The 21,404-nt window shown below is 73.6% G+C and carries 19 protein-coding genes; 15 read left to right on the forward strand and 4 right to left on the reverse strand.

Going from position 1 to position 21,404, the window contains the following annotated elements; translation table 11 throughout:
* Positions 1-14 precede the first annotated feature (14 nt).
* Both ACH4SL_RS12125 and nudC read left to right on the forward strand, forming a co-directional pair.
* Positions 15-3,395, forward strand: coding sequence for a UvrD-helicase domain-containing protein (locus ACH4SL_RS12125; RefSeq protein ID WP_398444160.1), 3,381 nt, complete (start codon positions 15-17; stop codon positions 3,393-3,395).
* 207 nt (positions 3,396-3,602) lie between these two features.
* Entirely contained in the window at positions 3,603-4,544 is a 942-nt protein-coding gene (nudC, locus tag ACH4SL_RS12130) for an NAD(+) diphosphatase (RefSeq protein ID WP_398445288.1), read from the forward strand.
* Positions 4,545-4,595: 51 nt separating this feature from the next.
* On the opposite strand, the gene ACH4SL_RS12135 is transcribed toward nudC, so the two are convergent.
* Positions 4,596-4,850 carry a mycoredoxin gene (locus ACH4SL_RS12135; RefSeq protein ID WP_398444163.1) on the reverse strand — a complete coding sequence of 85 codons (255 nt, stop codon included), beginning with the start codon at positions 4,848-4,850 and terminating at the stop codon, positions 4,596-4,598.
* Between the two features lie 194 nt (positions 4,851-5,044).
* Between ACH4SL_RS12135 and ACH4SL_RS12140 the strand changes: the two genes are divergently transcribed.
* The 5 genes from ACH4SL_RS12140 to ACH4SL_RS12160 all read left to right on the forward strand — a co-directional run bounded on the left by ACH4SL_RS12140 (position 5,045) and on the right by ACH4SL_RS12160 (position 8,859).
* Positions 5,045-7,234 (forward strand): ATP-dependent DNA helicase UvrD2, encoded by a 2,190-nt coding sequence (locus ACH4SL_RS12140; protein ID WP_398444165.1) that lies wholly within the window; start codon positions 5,045-5,047, stop codon positions 7,232-7,234.
* A 137-nt stretch (positions 7,235-7,371) separates the two neighbouring features.
* Entirely contained in the window at positions 7,372-7,710 is a 339-nt protein-coding gene (locus ACH4SL_RS12145) for a hypothetical protein (protein WP_398444167.1), read from the forward strand.
* A gap of 155 nt (positions 7,711-7,865) precedes the next feature.
* Positions 7,866-8,225, forward strand: coding sequence for a WhiB family transcriptional regulator (locus ACH4SL_RS12150; RefSeq protein WP_398444169.1), 360 nt, complete (start codon positions 7,866-7,868; stop codon positions 8,223-8,225).
* A complete protein-coding gene (locus ACH4SL_RS12155; RefSeq protein ID WP_398444171.1) occupies positions 8,222-8,542 on the forward strand; it encodes a hypothetical protein in 321 nt (106 codons plus the stop codon). The genes ACH4SL_RS12150 and ACH4SL_RS12155 overlap by 4 nt, the downstream gene beginning before the upstream one ends.
* 137 nt (positions 8,543-8,679) lie before the next feature.
* On the forward strand, positions 8,680-8,859 hold the full coding sequence (locus ACH4SL_RS12160) for a hypothetical protein (RefSeq protein ID WP_398444173.1): 180 nt from the start codon (positions 8,680-8,682) through the stop codon (positions 8,857-8,859).
* Between the two features lie 22 nt (positions 8,860-8,881).
* Here the strand turns inward: ACH4SL_RS12160 and ACH4SL_RS12165 are convergent, their stop codons facing one another.
* Positions 8,882-10,264 carry an ABC1 kinase family protein gene (locus tag ACH4SL_RS12165; protein ID WP_398444175.1) on the reverse strand — a complete coding sequence of 461 codons (1,383 nt, stop codon included), beginning with the start codon at positions 10,262-10,264 and terminating at the stop codon, positions 8,882-8,884.
* A gap of 230 nt (positions 10,265-10,494) precedes the next feature.
* Between ACH4SL_RS12165 and ACH4SL_RS12170 the strand changes: the two genes are divergently transcribed.
* From ACH4SL_RS12170 to ACH4SL_RS12200, 7 genes are all read left to right on the forward strand, one after another.
* Complete coding sequence (locus ACH4SL_RS12170) at positions 10,495-10,782, forward strand: hypothetical protein (RefSeq protein WP_398444177.1); 288 nt, start codon at positions 10,495-10,497, stop codon at positions 10,780-10,782.
* A 68-nt stretch (positions 10,783-10,850) separates the two neighbouring features.
* The gene (locus ACH4SL_RS12175) at positions 10,851-12,938 is read left to right on the forward strand and encodes a hypothetical protein (RefSeq protein WP_398444179.1); all 2,088 of its coding nucleotides are present in this window, start codon (positions 10,851-10,853) and stop codon (positions 12,936-12,938) included.
* The gene (locus tag ACH4SL_RS12180) at positions 12,928-13,971 is read left to right on the forward strand and encodes a hypothetical protein (RefSeq protein ID WP_398444182.1); all 1,044 of its coding nucleotides are present in this window, start codon (positions 12,928-12,930) and stop codon (positions 13,969-13,971) included. Before ACH4SL_RS12175 ends, ACH4SL_RS12180 begins: the two co-directional genes overlap by 11 nt.
* A gap of 137 nt (positions 13,972-14,108) precedes the next feature.
* Positions 14,109-14,708 (forward strand): M48 family metallopeptidase, encoded by a 600-nt coding sequence (locus ACH4SL_RS12185; protein WP_398444184.1) that lies wholly within the window; start codon positions 14,109-14,111, stop codon positions 14,706-14,708.
* Between the two features lie 72 nt (positions 14,709-14,780).
* Positions 14,781-16,466, forward strand: coding sequence for a TerD family protein (locus tag ACH4SL_RS12190; protein ID WP_398444186.1), 1,686 nt, complete (start codon positions 14,781-14,783; stop codon positions 16,464-16,466).
* A 6-nt stretch (positions 16,467-16,472) separates the two neighbouring features.
* Entirely contained in the window at positions 16,473-17,156 is a 684-nt protein-coding gene (locus ACH4SL_RS12195; RefSeq protein WP_398444189.1) for an AIM24 family protein, read from the forward strand.
* A 16-nt stretch (positions 17,157-17,172) separates the two neighbouring features.
* Positions 17,173-17,937 carry an AIM24 family protein gene (locus ACH4SL_RS12200; RefSeq protein WP_398444191.1) on the forward strand — a complete coding sequence of 255 codons (765 nt, stop codon included), beginning with the start codon at positions 17,173-17,175 and terminating at the stop codon, positions 17,935-17,937.
* Positions 17,938-18,010: 73 nt separating this feature from the next.
* On the opposite strand, the gene ACH4SL_RS12205 is transcribed toward ACH4SL_RS12200, so the two are convergent.
* Together ACH4SL_RS12205 and ACH4SL_RS12210 are read right to left on the reverse strand one after the other, a co-directional pair.
* Positions 18,011-18,544: an NUDIX hydrolase gene (locus tag ACH4SL_RS12205; RefSeq protein WP_398444193.1), complete on the reverse strand. Its 534-nt coding sequence runs from the start codon at positions 18,542-18,544 to the stop codon at positions 18,011-18,013.
* A complete protein-coding gene (locus ACH4SL_RS12210; RefSeq protein ID WP_398444195.1) occupies positions 18,541-20,043 on the reverse strand; it encodes a zinc-dependent metalloprotease in 1,503 nt (500 codons plus the stop codon). The genes ACH4SL_RS12205 and ACH4SL_RS12210 overlap by 4 nt, the downstream gene beginning before the upstream one ends.
* 168 nt (positions 20,044-20,211) lie before the next feature.
* Between ACH4SL_RS12210 and ACH4SL_RS12215 the strand changes: the two genes are divergently transcribed.
* Complete coding sequence (locus tag ACH4SL_RS12215) at positions 20,212-21,315, forward strand: SDR family oxidoreductase (protein ID WP_398444197.1); 1,104 nt, start codon at positions 20,212-20,214, stop codon at positions 21,313-21,315.
* Positions 21,316-21,404 lie beyond the last annotated feature (89 nt).

Genomic DNA, 21,404 nt, shown 5'->3' on the forward strand with positions numbered 1-21,404 from the left:
GATAGCCTCCACGGGTGGCGACCCGCATCGAATCGCCCGAGCAGCTGAAGGAGCTGCTGGGCATCCCGTTCACCCCGGAGCAGACGGCGTGCATCGTCGCGCCCCTCGCCCCGGGCGTGATCGTGGCCGGCGCGGGCTCCGGCAAGACCACGGTCATGGCCGCCCGGGTGGTCTGGCTCGTCGGTACGGGCCAGGTCGCGCCCGAAGAGGTGCTGGGCCTGACCTTCACCAACAAGGCGGCCGGCGAACTGGCCGAGCGCGTCCGCAGGGCGCTCGCCCAGGCAGGCGTGACGGACGGCGACGCCCCCGGCGGGCGCGAGCCGTACGACCCCGGGGCCGAACCGGGGGCCGAGCACCCCGGCGAGCCGCAGATCTCGACCTACCACGCCTTCGCCGGGCAGCTGCTCAAGGACCACGGCATGCGCATCGGCCTGGAGCCGACCGCCCGGCTGCTGGCCGACGCCACCCGCTACCAGCTGGCCGCACAGGTGCTGCGGGCCGCTCCCGGGCCCTACCCGGCGCTCACCAAGGGCCTGCCCACGCTCGTCGGGGATCTGCTGGCGCTCGCCGGTGAGCTGGCCGAGCACCTGGTGCCGCCCGAGCGGCTGCGCGACCACGACGAGCGGCTGGCGGCGGAGCTGGCAGAGCTCGACCCCGCCCGCCGCGGCTGGGCCTGGGTCAAGGACGTCCGCCAGGCGGTCGCCGCCCGCCGCGACCTCGCCGGGCTGGCCGCCGCCTACCGCGAGGGCAAGCGGCAGCGCGACCTGCTGGACTTCGGCGACCAGATCGCGCTGTCCGCGACGCTCGCGCAGACCCGCCCCGAGGTCGGCGCCGCGCTGCGCGGGCAGTACCGCGTGGTGCTGCTCGACGAGTACCAGGACACCTCCGTCGCCCAGCGGCTGCTGCTCGCCGGGCTCTTCGGCGGCGGCACGGGCCACGCCGTCACCGCCGTCGGCGACCCCTGCCAGGCCATCTACGGCTGGCGCGGCGCGAGCGTCGCCAACCTCGACGACTTCCCGGAGCACTTCCCGTACGCCGACGGGCGCCCCGCCGACCGCTACTCGCTCAGCGAGAACCGCCGCTCCGGCGGCCGGCTGCTGGACCTGGCCAACACCCTCGCCGCCGAGCTGCGCGCCCGCCACGAGGGCGTCGAGGCGCTGCGCCCCGCGCCCGGCGCCGAGCACGACGGGCTGGTGCGCTGCGCCCTGCTGCCCACCCAGGCGGAGGAGACGGCCTGGCTCGCCGACTCCGTCGCCCACCTGGTGCGCACCGGCACACCCCCCGGCGGCATCGCCGTGCTGTGCCGCACCGCCGCGCACTTCCCGGAGATCCACGCGGCGCTCGTGGCCCGCGAGGTGCCGGTCGAGGTCGTGGGCCTGTCCGGGCTGCTGCACCTGCCGGAGGTCGCCGACCTGGTCGCGGTGTGCGAGGTGCTGCACGACCCGACGGCCAACGCGTCGCTGGTGCGGCTGCTGACCGGGCCGCGCTGGCGGATCGGCCCGCGCGACCTGGCGCTGCTCGGCCGCCGCGCCCGGCTGCTGGTCCGCCACGGCGCGGACGCGGGCGAGGAGGGGCGGGACCGGCTGGCCGCCGCCGTGGAGGGCGTCGACCCGGCCGAGGTCGTGTCGCTCGCCGACGCGCTGGAGACCTTCGCCGACCTCCCGGGCCCCGACGACGGCCTGCCCTTCTCCGCCGAGGCCCGGGTGCGCTTCGCGCGGCTCGCGACCGAGATCCGCGAGCTGCGCCGCTCGCTGGCCGATCCGCTGATGGACGTGCTGCACCGGGTGCTGGGCGTCACCGGCCTGGAGGTCGAGCTGTCGGCCTCCCCGCACGCCCTTGCCGCCCGCCGCCGCGAGACGCTCACCCGCTTCCTGGACGTCGCGGCCGGTTTCGCGGCCCTGGACGGCGAGGCGACGCTGCTGGCCTTCCTGGGCTTCCTGCGCACCGCCGCCGAGTACGAGAAGGGCCTGGACAGCTCGCTGCCGGGCGGCGAGAACACCGTCAAGGTGCTGACCGCGCACAAGTCCAAGGGGCTGGAATGGGACGTGGTGGTGGTGCCGGGCCTGGTCGACCGGGGCTTCCCGAGCACCCGCGGGCGCGAGCTGTGGCCGGTCAACGCCAAGGTGCTGCCGCACGGGCTGCGCGGCGACGCCGCCACGCTGCCGGACGTCCAGGAGTGGACGCGCGCCGGGCTCGACGGCTTCAAGGAGGCCATGAAGGAGCACCAGCGCGTCGAGGAGCTGCGGCTCGGCTACGTCACCTTCACCCGGCCCCGCTCCCTGCTGCTGGGCTCGGGCCACTGGTGGGGGCCGACGCAGAAGTCCCCCTTCGGGCCCTCCGCCTTCCTCCAGGCCCTGCGCGAGCACTGCGAGGCCGGGTACGGCGAGATCGAGGCCTGGGCCGACGAGCCGGAGCAGGGCGCCGCCAACCCCGCACTCGAACAGGTCGCCGAGCCCGCCTGGCCGCTGCCCCTGGACGCGCAGGCGCTGCACCGCCGCCGCGGGGCGGCCCGCCGGGTGCTCGCGTACGCGGCGGGGGAGGAGGGCGCGCAGGCGTACGCCGGCGGGCCGGGCGCGATCCCCGGGGCGCGGGAGGCCGCCGACGCCGACGCGGCGGACGGGGACGGCGCGGGCACGGACCCGGCGGGCGGGGACGGGCTGGACGCGGCCGAGGCGCGGCTCGTCGCGTCCTGGGACCGCGACCTGGAGGCGCTGGCCGACGAACTGCGCCGCTCCCGCGCCACCGTGCGGGACGTCCCGCTGCCCGCCACGCTCACCGCGAGCCAGCTCATGCTGCTGGCCACCGACCCCGACACGCTGGCCCGCGAGCTGGCCCGCCCGCTGCCGCACCCGCCCGCGCCCGCCGCCCGCCGCGGCACCCGCTTCCACGCCTGGGTCCAATCCCGCTTCGACGCCCGCCCGCTCTTCGGGCCCGAGGACCTGCCCGGCATCGAGGGCGGCGACGAGATCGCCGACGAGGCCGACCTGACGGCCCTCAAGGAGGCCTTCCTGCGCAGCCCCTACGCCGACCGCACCCCCTACCGGGTCGAGGTGCCGGTGCACCTCACGCTGGGCGGCCGGGTCGTGCGGGGCCGGATCGACGCGGTATACCGCCACGCCGTGGCAACGGGCGGGCCGGAAGGCGCGGACGCGCACCAGGAACCCGGCCCGGACCCGTACACGTACGAGATCGTCGACTGGAAGACCGGCCGAGACCCGGCCGCGACCGCCGACCCGATGCAGCTGGCGGTCTACCGGCTGGCCTGGGCGGAGATGCTGGGGGTGCCGCCCGAGCGGGTGTCCGCGGCCTTCCTCTTCGTGCGCAGCGGCGAGATCGTGCGCCCGGCCGCGCTGCCCGGCCGCACCGCGCTGGAACGGCTGCTGGCCGGGGAATGACCGGGCAGGACCGGGAGGACGGTGGCCGCCGGGAGGTCCCGTTCCGCGGGCGCACCGCGAGCCGGGCTACGCTGCATAGGGCGCGCTCCACCTCGGACGACGTGGCGAATCCGTACCGTCACCGGGAATTTCCCTGGCCGCCGGTAGTTGGCATCTGCCGGACGACAAGGTGGTGCGCCGGTGTACGTACCCACGCTCGACGGGGAGATGGAAACGACCTTGACCGGACTTGACGCGAAGGACCGCCCGCTCGCTCTCACCTACACGGGGGTGGACCGCGCCGCGCACCACCGGACGGACGAGGCATGGCTCGCCGCGGCGTGGAGCCATCCGACGACCCGGGTCTTCGTGGTCTCCGGCGGGCAGGTGCTGGTCGAGGACGGCCCCGACGGCCGCACCGACCTGGTCATGACCCCGGCGTTCGACGCGCCGGAGACCGAGATGCACCGCTACTTCCTCGGGATCGCGCCGGACGGCGTGCGCTACTTCGCCCTCCAGAAGGACGCGCTGCCGGGCCGGATGGACGGCGCGGCCCGGCCCGCCGGGCTGCGCGAGGTCGGCGGGCTGCTCGCGCCGCTGGAGGCGGGCCTCATGGTGCACGCGGTGGCGCTGGAGAACTGGCAGCGCATGCACCGCTTCTGCTCCCGCTGCGGCGAGCGCACCGTCATCGCCGCCGCGGGCCACATCCGGCGCTGCCCCGCGTGCCTGACCGAGCACTACCCGCGCACCGACCCCGCGGTGATCATGCTCGTCACGGACGACCAGGACCGCGCGCTGCTGGGCCGCCAGCTGCACTGGCCCGAAGGCCGCTTCTCGACGCTGGCCGGCTTCGTCGAGCCCGGCGAGTCGATCGAGGCGGCGGTGCGCCGCGAGGTCGCCGAGGAGGTCGGCGTCACGGTCGGCGACGACGTCACGTACATGGCGAGCCAGCCGTGGCCCTTCCCGTCCAGCCTGATGCTCGGCTTCTTCGCACGCGCCGTCTCCTCGGAGATCAACGTCGACGGCGAGGAGATCCACGAGGCCCGCTGGTTCTCCCGCGAGGACCTGCGCGCGGCCTTCTCCTCCGGCGAGGTGCTGCCGCCGTTCGGGATCTCGATCGCCGCCCGGCTCATCGAGGAGTGGTACGGCGCCCCGCTGCCCCGCCCGTGAGCGCGGGGGGCGGGGGCGGGGCGGCGGGAGCCGGGCGGGGCGGGCGCCGGCTCAGACGCCCAGGGCCTGCTTGACCTGGGCCAGGCTCGGGTTGGTCATGACGACCTCGGCGCCGGAGGACGGCACGACCTGGACGGTGGGCACGGTCTGGTTGCCGCCGTTCGCCTCCTCGACGAACTTCGCCGACTCCGGATGCTCCTCGATGTTGATCTCGGTGTAGGCGATGCCCTCGCGGTCCAGCTGGGACTTCAGTCGGCGGCAGTAGCCGCACCAGCTGGTGCTGTACATGGTCACGGTGCCCGGCATCGGTGGTCGCTCCTCGTCGCGAGAGATTCTGGCAACCCTCTAACGTCCGGCCCCCGGCCGGCATTCCGGAACACCGTCCGCCCGCCGCGTCGCACCAGGTCCGCGGGCCGGACCGGGTTCCTGGCACGCCCGGTTCGGGTGGGGGCTGTGGATAACTTTCCCGGGCTGTCCGCCGGACCTGGCAGAGTGGCGGTGTGACTGCGACAACCCACGACACGCTCTTCCCCTCGGCGCCGGAGTCGGCGGACGCGGTGCTCGACGGCCTCGACCCCGAGCAGCGCGCGGTGGCGACCGCGCTGCGCGGCCCCGTGTGCGTGCTGGCCGGTGCCGGCACGGGCAAGACCCGGGCGATCACCCACCGGATCGCCTACGGGGTGCGGGCCGGCATCCTCCAGCCGGCGAGCGTGCTCGCGGTCACCTTCACCGCGCGGGCGGCCGGCGAGATGCGCGGCCGGCTGCGGCAGCTCGGCGCGGGCGGCGTCCAGGCCCGCACCTTCCACTCCGCGGCCCTGCGCCAGCTCCAGTACTTCTGGCCGCGCGCCATCGGCGGCGAGATGCCCCGGCTGCTGGAGCGCAAGGTCCAGCTGGTCGCCGAGGCGGGAGCGCGCAGCCGCATCCGGCTGGACCGCAACGAGCTGCGGGACGTGACCAGCGAGATCGAGTGGTGCAAGGTCACCCAGACCGTGCCCGAGGACTACCCGGCCGTCGCCGCCAAGACGGGGCGGGACGTACCGCGCGATCCCGCCGAGGTCGCCCGGATCTACTCCACGTACGAGCAGCTCAAGCGCGACCGCGGCATGATCGACTTCGAGGACGTGCTGCTGCTGACCGTCGGCGTGCTCCAGGACCGGCCGGACGTCGCCGACACCGTCCGCTCGCAGTACCAGCACTTCGTGGTGGACGAGTACCAGGACGTCAGCCCGCTCCAGCAGCGGCTGCTCGACCTGTGGCTCGGCGGCCGGGAGACGCTGTGCGTGGTCGGCGACGCGTCGCAGACCATCTACTCCTTCACCGGCGCCACCCCCGACCACCTGCTCGGCTTCCGCTCCCGCTACCCGGACGCCACGGTCGTCAAGCTGGTGCGGGACTACCGCTCGACGCCCCAGGTGGTGGCCCTGGCCAACGGGCTGCTCGGCCAGGCCCGCGGGCAGGCCGCCGCGCACCGCCTGGAGCTGGTCTCGCAGCGCGAGGCGGGCCCCGAGCCCTCCTACACCGAATACACCGACGAGCCTGCCGAGGCCGCCGGCGCCGCCAAGCGGATCCGCGAGCTGATGGATTCCGGAGTGCGGGCCAGCGAGATCGCGGTGCTCTTCCGGATCAACGCCCAGTCCGAGGTCTACGAGCAGGCGCTCGCCGACGCCGGGGTGCCCTACCAGCTGCGCGGCGCCGAGCGCTTCTTCGAGCGGCCCGAGGTGCGCGAGGCGGGCATGCTGCTGCGCGGCGCCGCCCGCGCGTCCGCCGATCCGGAGGAGACCGCGGCAGGCGTGGCGGACCAGGTGCGGGCGGTGCTCAGCTCCCGCGGCTGGGCCTCGGAGCCGCCCGCCGGCTCCGGCGCGGTGCGGGACCGCTGGGAGTCGCTGGCCGCGCTGGTGCGCCTCGCGGAGGACTTCGCGACCGCCCGCCCCGCCGCGACGCTCGCCGACTTCGTGGCCGAGCTTGACGAGCGGGCGGGGGTGCAGCACGCCCCGACCGTGGAGGGCGTCACGCTCGCCTCGCTGCACGCGGCCAAGGGCCTGGAGTGGGACGCCGTCTTCGTCGTGGGCCTGACCGAGGGCACCTTGCCCATCACCTACGCCAAGACCGACGAGCAGGTCGAGGAGGAGCGCCGGCTGCTCTACGTCGGCGTCACCCGCGCCCGCGAGCACCTGTCGCTGTCCTGGGCGCTGTCCCGCTCGCCCGGCGGCCGCGGCACCCGCAAGCCCTCCCGCTTCCTGGACGGGCTGCGGCCCGGCTCCGCGCCGCGCGGCGCCCGCACCGCGGGCGGCGGCGCGGGCGGGGCGGAGCGCGGCTCCGGCGGGCGCAAGCGGCGCGGCGGCCCGGTGCTGTGCCGGGTGTGCGGGCGCACCCTGTCGGACGCCCGCGAGATCAAGCTGATGCGCTGCGAGGACTGCCCGTCGGATCTGGACGAGGCCCTCTTCGAGCGGCTGCGTGCCTGGCGCTCGGAACAGGCCAAGGCGCTCGGCCAGCCGGCCTACTGCGTCTTCACCGACCGCACGCTGCTGGCGATCGCCGAGGTCAGGCCGGAGGACGCCGGAGGCCTCGCGGTCATCCCCGGCGTGGGGGCCCGCAAGCTCGACAAGTTCGGGGCCGACGTGCTCGCGCTGTGCGCGGGGGAGCCCGTGCAGGAATCTTCCGAGGAATCCGAAGAAGGAGCCGAAAAATAGTTTGCGCATCCCGCGGAGGTCCCCATAGCCTTCACGAGCGCGGTTGAGAACGGCTCTTCCAAGAGCCCGCCCGACCGTGATGTAATACGCAAGAACGGTCCATCAGCCTTACGAGACGCCGAGAGGAGGCGAGCCAGATGTCCACGCAGATTCTGATCACGAAACTGACCGATCGTCCGGTCGCCACCTGCCTCCTCGGCATGCCCTCGGCTGCCACCGGTCTGATGTCCTCCGTGCTCCCCGCGGCCGCCCCGGCTGCGCGGCTGCGCAGTGAGCGACCGACCGAGGCGTCCGCGGTAGCGGCAGCGCAGGCGAAGGCGTATGCCTTCGGCTCCGCGGCAGCGGCGGCGGGCGCCGGCACCAGGACCGTCATCGGCGCAGCAGGCGCCCATGGCTTTGGCAATGGACAGCAGAAGACGCAGCAGTACGGCAAGTGGGCCTTCCGCGGGCTCGAACCCTGGAGTGATCCAGCCTGACATCGCATCAGGTCGGCACCTCAGGGCCGCGGAATCCCAGACCGGGATCCGCGGCCCTTCTGTTTTCCGTCGCAGAACGAACGGCTGTCGCCCGCGACAGACACAACAGCACACCGGCCGACCGGCCGGCCCGAAAGACGAGGAACGAACACACCGTGCACACCGCCCAGCACGCACCGTCCGGACCCGCCCCCGACCCGAGCCGCCCGCCCGCACAGCCCCCGGAGACCACCTTGCTTCCCCTCACCGAGCTCGACGACGAGATCGAGCGCCTCGGCGTGCCCGTCCCGTGCCGCACCTACGACCCGGAGGTCTTCTTCGCCGAGTCCCCGGCCGACGTGGAGTACGCCAAGTCCCTCTGCCAGACCTGTCCGGTCCGCGAGGCCTGCCTCGCCGGCGCCAAGGACCGCCGTGAGCCCTGGGGTGTCTGGGGCGGCGAGCTGTTCATCCAGGGTGTCGTCGTGCCCCGCAAGCGTCCGCGTGGCCGTCCGCGCAAGAACGCGGTCGCGGTATGAACACGCGCAGGTTCACCACCCCGGGGACGATCGACCGTCCCGCCACCCACGATCCGATGAATCAGGCCCCGATGACTTCCAGCCGCCTCGAACAGACCGCTCGTACCCCCGACGCGATGGCGTCGCACCAGAACAGGAACCACCACATGCAACTCATGCCTGAAGCCCTGGCCCGTGCCCATATGCAACAGCGGATGTCGGAGGCCGAGCAAGAACGCAGGGCCTCCCACCTGCTGGCCGCCCGGCGGCTCCAGCGGCGCGCCGAGCGCGCCTCGCTGCGGGCCCGGCGGGCGCTGGCCCTGGCCGTGATGCAGTAACGGCCGCACCGCCTGGCACCACCCAGCACCACTCAGCACCACCTGGCACCAACGACACCGCGGGGCCGGTCCGAAAGGACCGGCCCCGCGGTGCGTGGTGCCGACGAACAGTGCGGGGGAGGAGGTATCGTCACCCGGTGGATCACAAGAACGACCAGACCACCACCACCTGCGCGCGCTGCGGGGCCACGCGCGAGGGACTGCCGCTGACCTGGACGTGCTCCGTCGAGAACGGCCGCCGCGTCTACTTCTGCGACGACTGCGCCCGCCGCCATCTGCGCAGCATCGAGAGCCGGCTCGACTCCTCCTGGTGGTGACCGCAGCGCCCGCCGCCCGCCCTCACCCGGACGCGGCGCCGTCGCCCGGCGCGGACTTCCCGGTATCCCCGGCATCCCCGGGGTCGAAGCCCGGCAGCCACTCCTGCAGCTCCGCCCGCAACCGCACCGTGGCCCCCAGCTGGCACAGCACACCCACCGTGCTCAGCGTCACCCGGTGGATCAGCAGATACGACGGCGGCAGGTTCAGCTGCTTGCCCAGCTGGTGCGCGGGCGAGCGGGGATCGGCGATCCTGGCCGCCTGCGCGCGCATCCACGCCCGGTCGAAGGAGAATTCCTCGCGCCCGGCCGGCTCGATGATCGGCTTGAGGTAGTCGAGCACCGCGTCGGAGTCGAGCGTGATCGTCGGCTTGACGAAGCCCTCCTCGCGCAGCATCGCGTGCACCTCCTCCGCCTCGCCCTCCAGCGCCAGCCGCAGCGCGGTGCCGATCGGCAGCGGCAGCCCCTCGGGCAGCCGGTCGACCGTGCCGAAGTCCAGCACGCCCAGCCGCCAGCCCGACACCGGGCCCTCGTCCGTCAGCAGCCGGAAGTTGCCCGGGTGCGGATCGGCGTGCAGCAGGCCCGTGCGCGCCGGTCCCGCGAAGAGGAAGTGCGCCAGCAGCTGGCCCGCCCGGTCGCGCATCTCCTGGCTGCCGCCGGAGATCACCTCCGACAGCGGCACCCCGTCCATCCACTCGGTGACCAGCACCTGGTCGGCCTGGTGCACCACATCGGGCACCACCACGTCCGGATCCCCGGCGAACTCCACCGCGTGGGTGTGCTGCGCCGCCGCCTCCAGGGCGTAGTCCAGCTCCTCGGCGACCCGCTCGCGCAGCTCGGCCAGCAGCGGCTTGACGTCCATGCCCGGCACCAGCGGCCCGAACAGCCGCGCCACCCGGCCCAGCTGCGACAGGTCCGAGAGCAGCGCCGCCCCCGCGCCCGGATACTGCACCTTCACCGCGACCTTGCGGCCGTCGCCCCACACCGCGCGGTGCACCTGCCCGATCGACGCGGCCGCGGCCGGCGTGTCCTCGAACTCGGCGAACAGCGAGCGCCAGTCCGCGCCCAGCCGCTCGGCCAGCACCCGGTGCACGGTGCGGGCCGGCAACGGCGGGGCCGCCTCCTGGAGCTTGGTCAGCGCCGCGCGGTAGGGGCTCGCGACGTCCTCGGGCAGCGCCGACTCGAAGACCGAGAGGGCCTGGCCGAACTTCATGGCCCCGCCCTTCAGCTCGCCCAGCACCTTGAACAACTGCTCCGCGGTGCGCTCCTGCAACTCGACGGCCACCTCGTCGGCCGGCCTGCCCCCGAGCCGCTTTCCGAGCCCGAGCGTGGCCCGCCCGGCGAATCCCAGGGGCAGTGCAGCCAGCTTCGCGGTGCGGGTCACAGCCTTGCGCGGAAGATCGGACATGCGCGCCTCATTTCGCGTCGGTCACCTCGCCATTGTGCCTGGCCCCACCGGCTGCCCGGTCAAGAGCGGGTCAGGATACGCACGCCGTCACTCTGCGTGTCCACCCCGAGGAGGCGTCCTGTGGCACCGGTTGCGGTTGGGCAAAGCGTGTTCGACCGTTCCTGGCGACGCCTAGAGTGCCGGACAGGTCCGTAGCAGAAGCGGCCTGACCGAGAGGGGGCGAGTCGCGCGTGGGCGTACCCGACGACGACCGGCTCGAGAACGTGTGCCGAACGGACATGGGGAAGATCGAGGCCGACGTGGCGGACGTCCGGGCGGCGCTGAAGAAGGTCCACGACGTGATGGGCGCCAAGACATGGGTGGGGGCCACGGCGGACACCTGGGCCTCCGACTTCAACGGGCGCATGTCGTCGTTGGGCCGGCTCTTCGACAGCTTCCCGGCGGAGGAGCAGCGGCTGATCGCCAAGGCCCAGAAGGACCAGGCGGCCAGTGACCGGAAATACCACGGGCACGCGTGAGGTCCCGGACACCACACGGTCCGCGTCACCCGGCGGAGTGACCGGACGCCGACAATGGGGGGAAGGCAATGAGTGATTTCGCAGGGGTGGATCCCCATCGGTTGCGAGTCCTGGCGGATCGGCTGAAAGATCTCGCGGACGTACTCACCCGGGTCGCACCGGCCACACGCACCAGATTCGACGAGTGGGGCGGCACGCTCAACATCGGCCAGCTCCACCAGCAGGCGTCCCAGGTGGGGGACGACGCCGCGAAGATGGGTCTGCGCGCCGACGAGGCCCTGAACCTTCTGCACCAGCCGGACGGGGCCGCCTTCTGCACCCCGGACGGGAACTGGGTCAACATCCCCTGGGACACCAAGGACATCAACACGGCGCAGGAGGCCCAGCAGGAGGCCGCCGAGCTCAAGAACGCGCTGGACCACCCCGACGACGCCGCGTCCCGGCAGACCATCGCCGAGATCGGGCAGTCGCTCGACGACCACCAGGGCGACACGGCCTACATGACCGCCTTCATGCAGGCCGGGGGCATCGCCGACTCGACGCAGGTGGCCAACGCGCTGCTGGACAAGGACGGCGCGAAGAAGGGCCTCCCCCTGAGCAAGGAGTCGCAGCGGACGCTGGCGCAGTTCGGCAGGGCTACCCAGGTGATGTCCACCCTGGCGGTGAAGGGGGACTACCCCCGGCCCGCCCCGAACTACCTCGCGCCGCTGGTCGACCCGCCCGACAGCGCGGTCTGGGCCACGGGCATGCTCTTCGCGTACGGCCCGCCCGGCAACACCTGGGACCCGACGGTGCTGTCCGACGTGGGCACGCGCATGCTGACGTGGCGGGCGAAGCAGGAGGCGGGACCCGGCGGCCTGCGGCCCGGCTACACCCCGCAAGCCGGCGGTAGCTCGTGGTACGGCTACGGTGCCAGCCCGTACAGCGGGCCGCAGCCCGACACCTGGTACCAGGACATCGGCCTCGACCCCTCGATGAGCGACCCCGACCACGGCAAGGCGCTGACCGACGCGGTCATGGCCAACGATCCCTCCCTGGCCGTCATGCGAGCCCTGGCGCAGAACGCGCAGGCGTCCCGCGACCTGCTCACCAAGCCTGACGGCGTCGGCCTGAAGAACGCCCAGCAGCTCGTCGACCACACGTGGCAGACGCCCGGCCCGCACGGCGACATCGACGAGTCCGGGCCGGTCGGCACCGTCCTCACCTTCGCCGCCACCGACCGCAGCCCCGCCCACATCGACCAGTCGGGGCAGGCGGCCGACAACATCCTCACGGCCGCCGCGAAGGAGAAGGACATCTTCTTCGACATGAACAAGACCGAGCACGAGCAGGGCTACCGGCAGGACTACCCGGACTACCCCAAGGCCACCTCGATGGCGCTGGCCGGCATCACCGGCACATGGGCGCAGGACCTCGGCAGTACGATCAAGACCGCCGACTCCTCCTCCCACACGCACGGCTACGACCCGCAGCTGCACCGCCTGGGGTCGAACTCCACCGACCTGGAGAACGTGATGCAGCTGTTCGTCAAGGGCAACCCGGACGCCGCCGCGATGTTCGACACGACCCTGCACGAGCAGGTGTCCGAGGCGGCCGCCGGGCCGGACCCCGACCACGCCCTCCTCACCATCGGCAACACCGCCGGGCTGTTCACCAAGGCGAAGGTCGCCGTCAACTACACGCAGGCGCAGCAGATCGACGAGGACCACAAGCGCAATCTCGCCCTCCTCAACACGGCGGGCCTGCTCTTCGGCTTCGTCCCCGCTCCGCCGGGCACGGCGCCGAAGGTGCTGACCAAGGGGCTCAAGTACTCGCAGAACCTCGCCACGATCGGCCGGACGATCGCGGCACCCACCCAGGACCCCTTCGGCACCGGCAACGCGGCATCCCAGGAAGCGCTCAACAAGGACCAGGCACGCGACCAGTACAAGTCCTTCTCCCCGGCCGTGGTGCAGGGCCTCATCCGGTCCGGCCGGATGAAACCGCCGGCCGGGGACCCTTCCTGGTACGACCCGGCGACGAAGACCGTGTCGACGGACGCGAACTCGGTGAACAGCTTCAACACCTGGCTGGGCGAGCAGCACGTCCCGGACGCCTACATCGGCCAGTTCCAGGACGGGTTCGACACCCAGGAGGGGGACGTCAGTGGCTCGTAGCCGCAAAGGGCGGGCCGGCCGGGCCGCGGCGCTCGGCGCGGTGGTCGCCGGGCTGGTGCTCGGGGGGTGCTCCGGGGGCGGGCACAAGGGAGCCGAGGGGCTGCCCGACCCGGCGGCGGGGACGGTGGCGGCCTTCGACCTGGACGGCCTCGGGGGCGGCTTCCCGTTGCAGCGCGACGTCAGCGACCTCCCGTACGGCAGCCATGTCGCCGCCGGGCGGGGCGGTGCGGGCTATGTGGCGCACCGGACGGCGTCCGACGGCTCCACGGAGATCCTGCGTCTGACGTCCCAGGGGGAGGTCAGCCGGTTCGCCTCCCTCGGGCCCGGGCCCACCGTCTTCGGGCTCACCGCCCTCCCGGACGGCAGCCTGGCGGTGGGGCGCGGGGCGACCCTGCTGCGCGTGACCGGGAAAGGGGCCCCCGCCGCACTGCCCGCCGACCACCGCTTCACCGGCCCGGTGCCGATCGGGGCGCGGCCCGACGGCTCGCTCGTCGTCCTGGACGCCGGGCAGGTCTGGTCGGTACGCGACGGGCACACCTCCGCCCTGACCGACGCCGCCGGGGCGGACGGGCTGGGCCCCGGCGCCGTGGACGGGGCGGGAACGGCGTACGTCGTCCCGGCCGGGAAGAACCGGCTCGACGCCGTGCGCGTCGTCCCCCCGGCCGGGGGGACGCACGCCCTGCGCGTGACCGGGCACCTGCCGGGCGGCTCCGCACCGGTCTCCGGGCTCGAGGTCTACACCCTCGCCGGGGCGGCCGACGGCTTCTACGCCACCGCCGGCACCCCCGACGGCACGGCCACCTACCTGATCCGCGTCCACGGCACCGCGGCGGACGTGCTCGCGGCGTTCGGGGCGCCCGCCGAGGCCGCGACGTGCGCGGCGGGGCACCACTACCCCGCGCTCGGCAATCCGTGCGTCATGCCCTACTTCGCCCTCCCGCTCGGCGACCGCGTGCTGCTGGTCGGCCAGAGCGACGGCCGGGCCGCGGGTCCCGCCCTCGCCGTGCGCGCCGCACCCTCTCCGGGGGCGTAAAGACGCAGGTGGACGACCTGCCTCCGAGGGGGTCCGGCGAAGGAAGTCGTTCAATATGCGTAAGAAGCGAGGTGATTCCTGAGGCAACCGGTCGGGAAACGGGACTTCCCGGACGGACAGCGGGTACGGTCGACAGCGTGTCGGCCGATCCAGCGCGCAATACCGCCAGCCAGCCCGCCCGCGGCCACCGGACGAGCTCGGTGGAAGTCCGCCGCAGCGCCCGGCGGCGCCGGACCGTGTCCGCCTACCGCGACGGCGACCGCACCGTCGTGCTGATCCCGGCCCGGATGTCGACGGCCGAGGAGCAGCGCTGGGTGGCCGTGATGCTGGAGAAGCTGGCCGCGCAGGAGAGCCGCCGCACGCCCGGCGACGCGGAGCTGGCCGCCCGCGCGGAACGGCTCTCGGGCCAGTACCTCAACGGCCGCGCCGTGCCCGACACGGTGCGCTGGGTCACCAACCAGAACTCCCGCTGGGGCTCCTGCACGCCGTCCGAGGGCACCATCCGGCTGTCGCACCGGCTCCAGGGCATGCCGGAGTACGTCATCGACTACGTCCTGCTGCACGAGCTGGCGCATCTGCTGGTGCCCGGACACGGCCCGGCCTTCTGGAAGCTGCTGGACAGCTATCCGCGCACCGAGCGGGCCCGCGGTTTCCTGGAGGGCGTGGCGGACCGCGAGGCCAGGGGCGGCCGGGACGAGGGGGACGAGCTCCGGGCCCCGAAGGCCATGGGGGAATAGCCGCCCCCGGCGCGACCGGTTAGCCTGTCGCAACGTACACGCACGCCAGACGGGATGGGGGCCGGTCGATCCATGGCCAGGGAATTCCAGCGCGGTCACAAGGCCAAGATCAGCGATCTGACCTCGGGGACGGATCTGTACGTCGGTGTCTCGATCGCCGCGCCGGGCCTGACCTTCGACATCAGCTGCTTCGGTCTGGACGCCAAGGAAGAGCTGTCGGACGACCGCTACTTCGTCTTCTTCAACCAGCCGAAGTCGCCCGAGGAATCGATCCAGCTGCTCGGCCCGCAGTCCGGTGACACCGAGTCCTTCCGGGTCACGCTCGACCGCATACCCCCCGCGGTGCACAAGCTCAGCTTCACCGCGACCATCGACGGCGACGGCCGGATGTCGCAGATCGGCCCCGGCTACCTGCGGCTCGTCGCGGGCGGCGAGGAGGTCGTGCGGTATTCGTTCACCGGCGCGGAATTCTCCACCGAGCGCGCCGTGATGCTCGCCGACATCTACCTCAAGGACGTGTGGCGCTTCGCCGCGGTCGGCCAGGGCTTCGACGGCGGGCTCGCCGCGCTGCTGCAGAACTTCGGCGGCGAGGTCGCCGAGGAGCAGCCGGCCGCGCCCGAGCCCTCCGCGGCCCCCGGCTTCGCCCCGCCCCCCGCCGCGCCCGCCCCCGCCCCGGGCTTCGCCCCGCCCCCGGCGGCCCAGGCCCCGCCCGCCTTCGGCACCCCGCCCCCGGCCCCCGCGCCCCCCGCGTTCGGCACCCCGCCGCCCGCCCCGGCCCCCGCGCCGCCCGCCTTCGGCACCCCGCCCGGCGACGTCCACCAGGCGCCCACCATGGTCGCCCCGCTCGGCCGGCCCACCGCACCGCCCTTCGGCCAGGTCCCGCCCCCCGGGCCCACCCCGGGCGCGCCCGGCGGCTTCCCCGGCCAGAGCGCACCGCCCGGCCCGCCCGGATACGCCCAGCCGCCCGGCCCGCCCGCCGGATACGGCCAGCAGCCCCCGCCCGGCTACGCGCAGCCGCCCTTCGGCGGCCAGCAGCCCGCCTTCGGCCAGCCCCCGGCCGCCGGCTACGGCCAGCCGCCCGTTCCCACGCAGGGCGCGGGCATGGCCGTCGTCATGCAGAAGTACCGCGAGCTGCCCACCGGGCAGCGCTGGACGGCGCAGAATCCGAAGATGATGCGTGCCGACCTCGCCCAGGGCGGCGGCCAGGCCGTGCTCGCCCGGCAGGGCAGCATGGTGCTCTACCAGGGCAAGGTCGACTTCGCCTACAAGGGCGCGGGCTTCACCGGCCGGATCGTCGGCAACATGACCGGCCAGGAGATGCAGCTCATGCGCTGCACCGGCAACGGCCAGGTCTTCTTCGCCGAGAACGCCGCCTACCTGCATCCGATAGAGCTGCAGAACGACGCCATCTGCGTCTCCGCGGAGAACGTGCTGGCCTTCGACGAGGGCCTCCAGCACGAGGTGCGCCGGATCGAGGGCCACGGCATCCCCGGCGGCGCGCTGTTCACCATGCTCTTCCAGGGCACGGGCACGGTGATCGTCAAGACCCACGGCACCCCGGTGGTGCTGCCCGTCACCCCGACCACCTACGCCGACAGCAACGCCGTCGTGGCGTGGTCGGCCGGCGCCCAGGTGATCGTCTCCAGCCAGGTGCGGCTGCGCCGGAGCGCCTACCCCGGCCACAGCGGCGAGACCGTGAACCTCCAGTTCCGCGGCGCTCCCGGCAATTTCATCGTCGTCCAGCCCTACGAGGTGTGACCCGCCATGGACCAGCAGATGATCGCGGGCTACGCACCCACCCCGGTGGCGGCCCGGATGGAGAACCACGGTTCGCACATGCTCAAGGTCGCCATGGTGACCGGGCAGGACCTCTTCGCGCGCACCGGCTCCATGGTCGCCTACGAGGGCTATGTGCAGTACGAGCCGAATCCCCCGGCGGTGCGGCAGATGGCCTCGGCCTGGCTGACCGGTGAGAGCACGCCCATCATGAAGTGCAGCGGCGACGGCCTGCTCTACCTGGCCGACTACGGCGCCGACGTGGTGTGCCTGAACCTGAACAACGAGTCGGTGTCGGTCAACGGCACCAACCTGCTCGCCTTCGACGCCCATCTGAGCTGGGGTGTCGAGCGGGTCAAGGGCCTGGCGAAATTCGCCGGGCAGGGCCTGTTCAACGTCGGTGTGTCCGGCAGCGGATGGGTCGCCGTGACCTCCCGCGGCACCCCGATCGTGGTCGACTGCGGCCGCGGCGAGGACGAGACGTACGTCGACCCGGACGCGCTGGTGGCCTGGTCGTCCGGCCTGAAGATGAAGGCCAAGCGGAGCTTCAGGGCCGGCTCGCTCATCGGGCGGGGCAGCGGGGAGGCCTTCCAGATCGCCTTCTCCGGGCAGGGCTTCGTGGTGGTACAGCCGAGCGAGGACAGCACCGACCGCCTGCGGGCGCGGGGCTGAGGGGGAGCGACACATCATGCAGAGTCCGCTGTTCGCGTACACCGAGGTCCAGAACCAGGACCACTACAGCCTGCAGAACTCCTACCTGCTGCGGGTGCGCCTCGACGGCACCACCGGGCCGGACTGCCTGGCGCGCAAGGGGTCGATGGTCGCCTACCAGGGGATGATCGAGTTCGACGGCGAATACCAGTCCCACCAGCAGCGCGGCAACCGCCGCCGTACGGGCGAGGGGCTGGACCTGATGCGCTGCTCCGGCCAGGGCACCGTCTACCTCGCCAACCTCGCGCAGCAGATCCACATCCTCGACGTCGACCACGACGGCCTGACGGTGGACAGCGCCTACGTCCTCGCCCTCGACTCCGGCCTGCACTGGGACGTCATCGCGGTGGACAGCCAGTTCGGCCTGTCCGGCACCGGCCAGTACAACCTGAACATCGCGGGCAACGGCAAGGTCGCCCTCATGACCTCGGGCAAGCCGCTGATGATGCAGGTCACGCCGGACAAGTACGTGTCGTGCGACGCGGACGCCGTCGTCGCCTGGTCCACCGGCCTGCGGGTCCAGATGCAGGCGCAGACCAGCAGCAGCTCGGTGTGGCGCCGCCGCGGCAGCACCGGCGAGGGCTGGGAGCTGAACTTCGTCGGGCAGGGCTACGTCCTGGTGCAGCCCAGCGAGCAGATGCCGCCGCAGCACGCCGAGATCGGCAGCGGCCTGCGCGCGCAGTACGGCATGGGGCAGCAGGGCGCCCGCGGGCAGAACGCCGGCAACATCTGGTCGAACTGACCGGACGGCCGGGAGAAGCCGGGGAGGGCCGGGGAGGGAGCGTGTCGCGCTCCTCCCCGGCCCTCCGGCACGCTCACAGCAGCGCGCGCGTCTCCGCCAGCAGCGTCCGCACCGAGGTGTCGGCGACCTCCGCGACCTCGTCGTAGCCGAACCACCGCAGATCGAGCGACTCGTCGCTCATGACCGGCTCCACGCCCTCGGGGGCCAGCGCCGCGTACTGCACGTCCAGATGCCAGGCGCAGGGCGTCAGGTGCCGGTCCAGCCGCACCGGCCGCGGCGCCAGCAGCCGCAGCCCCGGCAGGCCCGACTCCTCGGTGGCCTCGCGCAGCGCGGCCCGCGCGAGCGTGCCGTCCTCCGGCTCGCAGTGGCCGCCCATCTGCAGCCATATCCTGATCTTTGCGTGCAGCGTCAGCAGCACCCGCTCCCGCGGCGGATCCACCACCAGCGCGCTCGCGGTGATGTGCCCGGCCCTGCACGGCTTCCACAGCCCTTCTTCGCCGTGGGCGGCCAGATGCGCCAGGTAGTCCTTGCGCAGCACGTCCTGCTCGGCGCCGGGCGCCTGCCAGCCCTCCAGGACGGCGACGGCGTCGGCGTACAGGGTGCTCACTTGCCGCTGTCCCCCTTCGCCGGGCCGTCGGCGGGGCCGTCGCCCTCACCGGCGTCCGCGTCGTCGGCGCGGTCCGTGCTGTCGGTGTCGTCGGTGCCGTCCGCCGCCTCGCCGAGCATGCGGTCGAGCTCGGAGAAGTCGATGTCCAGGGACTCGCGGTGCACGAAGCCGTCCGGGTCGTCGAGATCCGCGGCGGTCGGCAGCATGTCCGGGTGCGCCCACAGGCCGTCCCGCCCGTCGACCCCGCGCGCGTCCGTCAGCGACGCCCACAGCCGCGAGGCGTCCCGCAGCCGGCGCGGCCGCAGCTCCAGGCCGATCAGCGTCGCGAAGGTCTGCTCGGCGGGCCCGCCGGTCGCCCGGCGGCGGCGCAGCGTCTCGCGCAGCGCGCCCGCGGACGGCAGGTGCGGGGCCGCGGCGGCGTGCACCACCGCGTCCACCCAGCCCTCGACGAGCGCGAGCGCCGTCTCCAGCCGGGCCAGCGCCGCCTTCTGCTCCGGGGTGTCCTCGGGCTGCAGCATGCCGCCCTGCAGGGCCTCCTGGAGCTGCTCGGGCTGCGTCGGATCCAGCTGGCCGATCGCCTCCTCCAGCCGCGCGGTGTCCACCTTGATGCCCCGCGCGTAGCCCTCGACGGCGCCGAACAGATGGGCCCGCAGCCACGGCACGTGCGCGAAGAGCCGCTGGTGGGCGGCCTCACGCAGGGCGAGATACAGCCGCACCTCCTCCATCGGCACCCCGAGCCCGGCGCCGAACGCCGCCGTGTTGGCCGGCAGCAGGGCCGCCTTGCCCGCGGGGGCGAGGGGCAGCCCGATGTCGGTCGAGCCGACGACCTCGCCGGCCAGGGTGCCGAGTGCCTGCCCGATCTGGGAGCCGAACATCGCCCCGCCCATGGAGCGCATCATGCCGAGCAGCGGCCCGGTCATGGCCTGCATCTCCTCCGGCATGACGTCGCCCATCGCTCCCGCCACGCGCTCGGCGAGCGGGTTCACCAGGTCCTTCCACACCGGGAGCGTGCCCTCGACCCACTCCGCGCGGCTCCAGGCCACGGCGGTGCCGGCGCCCGAGGGCAGCGACGTCACGCCGTCCAGCCACAGGTCGGCCAGCCGCACGGCCTCCTCGACCCACGCGCGGTCGGCGCGGCTGACGGAGGCGTCCTTGACGCCGTCCGCGGTGCCCTGGGCGACGGTCTGCCGGGCGATGTCCCGCGCCATGTCCCAGTTCACCGGGCCGCCGTCGTAGGAGAGCATCTGGCCGAGCTGCTGGAAGGCCGCGCCGAGGTCACCGGGATTCATGGAGCCGAACATCGCGGCGAAGGGGTTGTCGCCGCCCGCGCCGAAGGGATTGGCGCCGAAGGGGCCCGCGCCCCCGAAACCGAACGGATTGCCCGGACCCCCGGCTCCCCCGGTGGCGTCGCCCTCCCCACCGCCCTTGCGCTGCTTGCCTTCGTCGCCGTCCTCGGGCTCCTCCGGAGGGACGCCGAATCCGAATGGGATGTCGCTCACGGGATTCCTCGGATCTGTGTCGTGGTGGGCTGTCGTGGTCGGCCGGGTGTGATGGGCTGTACCTCCAAGCCTAGACACCTGTCCGGCAGGATGGCTGCGTGCGTGGCGGGTACGGGCCGCGTACGCCAAGGCCGCGTACGTAACTGAGACAACCGTGGGAGACGCCCGGTGAGTTCCCCAGATGGACACGTTCGCCCAGAGCGGAGCGCCGCCCGCGGCGGTGCGGGGCCGGTGGTCGCCGTCACCGGCGCCGCGTCCGGCGTCGGGCTTGCGCTGACCCGCCGCCTGACCGAGTCCGACCAGGTCAGGAAGGTGGTGGCGATCGACGAGCGGCGCGGGGAGGTGCCGGGGGCGACCTGGCGGGTGCTGGACGTGCGCGACCCGGCCATCGCCGAGCGGCTGCGCGGCGCGGACGTGGTGGTGCACCTCGCGGTGGACCTCGACCTGGAGTCCGACCCCAAGGCCCGCTCGGCCTTCAACGTGCGCGGCACCCAGACCGTGCTCACCGCCGCCGCGGCGGCCGGGGTGCGCCGGGTCGTGCTGTGCACCTCGGCGATGGTCTACGGGGCCCAGGCCGACAACGACGTGCCGCTCGCCGAGGACGCGCCGCTGCGGGCGACGTCCGAGGCCAGCTTTGTCGACGACCTGCTGGAGATCGAACGGCTGGGCCGCCGCGCCCCCCGCGCGCACCCCGGGCTGAACGTGACGATCCTGCGCCCCGCGGTGCTGGTCGGCGGCACGGACACCGCCCTGACCCGGTATTTCGAGTCGCCGCGGCTGCTGGTCGTCGCGGGCAGCCGCCCCTGCTGGCAGTTCTGCCACGTCGAGGACCTGGTGTCGGCGCTGGAGTACGCGGTGCTGGAGGAGGTCGAGGGGGAGATGGCCGTCGGCTGCGACGGCTGGCTGGAGCAGGAGGAGGTCGAGGAGCTGAGCGGCATCCGGCGCATGGAGCTGCCGCCCGCGATCGCCTTCGGCGCCGCCTCCCGGCTGCACCGGCTGGGGCTGACGCCCTCGCCCGCGGGCGACCTCGCCTACACCATGCACCCGTGGGTGGTCAGCGGCAGCCGGCTGCACGAGGCGGGCTGGCGGCCGCGGTGGACGAACGAGGAGGTGCTCGCCGAACTGCTCAAGGAGGTCGCGGGCCGCAACTCGGTGGCCGGGCGGCGGCTCGGCCGCAAGGACGCCACCACGCTGGGCGCGGCAGGGGCCACGGTCGCGCTGGTCGGCACCGCGGCGCTGGTGCGCCGGGCGCGCAAGCGGCGCGGTATCTGAGCGCGGTATCTGAGCAGGGACGGGACAGGGGGCGGGGCGGGGGAGCGGTGACGGGGGCGGGGTCCGGGGCGGTTTTCCGCGGCGCGGGC

The organism is Streptomyces sp. NPDC021020, assembly GCF_044333285.1.
Lineage (GTDB): Bacteria > Actinomycetota > Actinomycetes > Streptomycetales > Streptomycetaceae > Actinacidiphila.

Bases quoted from the DNA above. Each gene is read 5' to 3' on its own strand.
- nudC (WP_398445288.1), top strand. From the start codon at position 3,603: ATGGAAACGACCTTGACCGGACTTGACGCGAAGGACCGCCCGCTCGCT.
- ACH4SL_RS12135 (WP_398444163.1), bottom strand. From the start codon at position 4,850: ATGCCGGGCACCGTGACCATGTACAGCACCAGCTGGTGCGGCTACTGC.
- ACH4SL_RS12145 (WP_398444167.1), top strand. From the start codon at position 7,372: ATGTCCACGCAGATTCTGATCACGAAACTGACCGATCGTCCGGTCGCC.
- ACH4SL_RS12155 (WP_398444171.1), top strand. From the start codon at position 8,222: ATGAACACGCGCAGGTTCACCACCCCGGGGACGATCGACCGTCCCGCC.
- ACH4SL_RS12165 (WP_398444175.1), bottom strand. From the start codon at position 10,264: ATGTCCGATCTTCCGCGCAAGGCTGTGACCCGCACCGCGAAGCTGGCT.
- ACH4SL_RS12175 (WP_398444179.1), top strand. From the start codon at position 10,851: ATGAGTGATTTCGCAGGGGTGGATCCCCATCGGTTGCGAGTCCTGGCG.
- ACH4SL_RS12190 (WP_398444186.1), top strand. From the start codon at position 14,781: ATGGCCAGGGAATTCCAGCGCGGTCACAAGGCCAAGATCAGCGATCTG.
- ACH4SL_RS12195 (WP_398444189.1), top strand. From the start codon at position 16,473: ATGGACCAGCAGATGATCGCGGGCTACGCACCCACCCCGGTGGCGGCC.
- ACH4SL_RS12200 (WP_398444191.1), top strand. From the start codon at position 17,173: ATGCAGAGTCCGCTGTTCGCGTACACCGAGGTCCAGAACCAGGACCAC.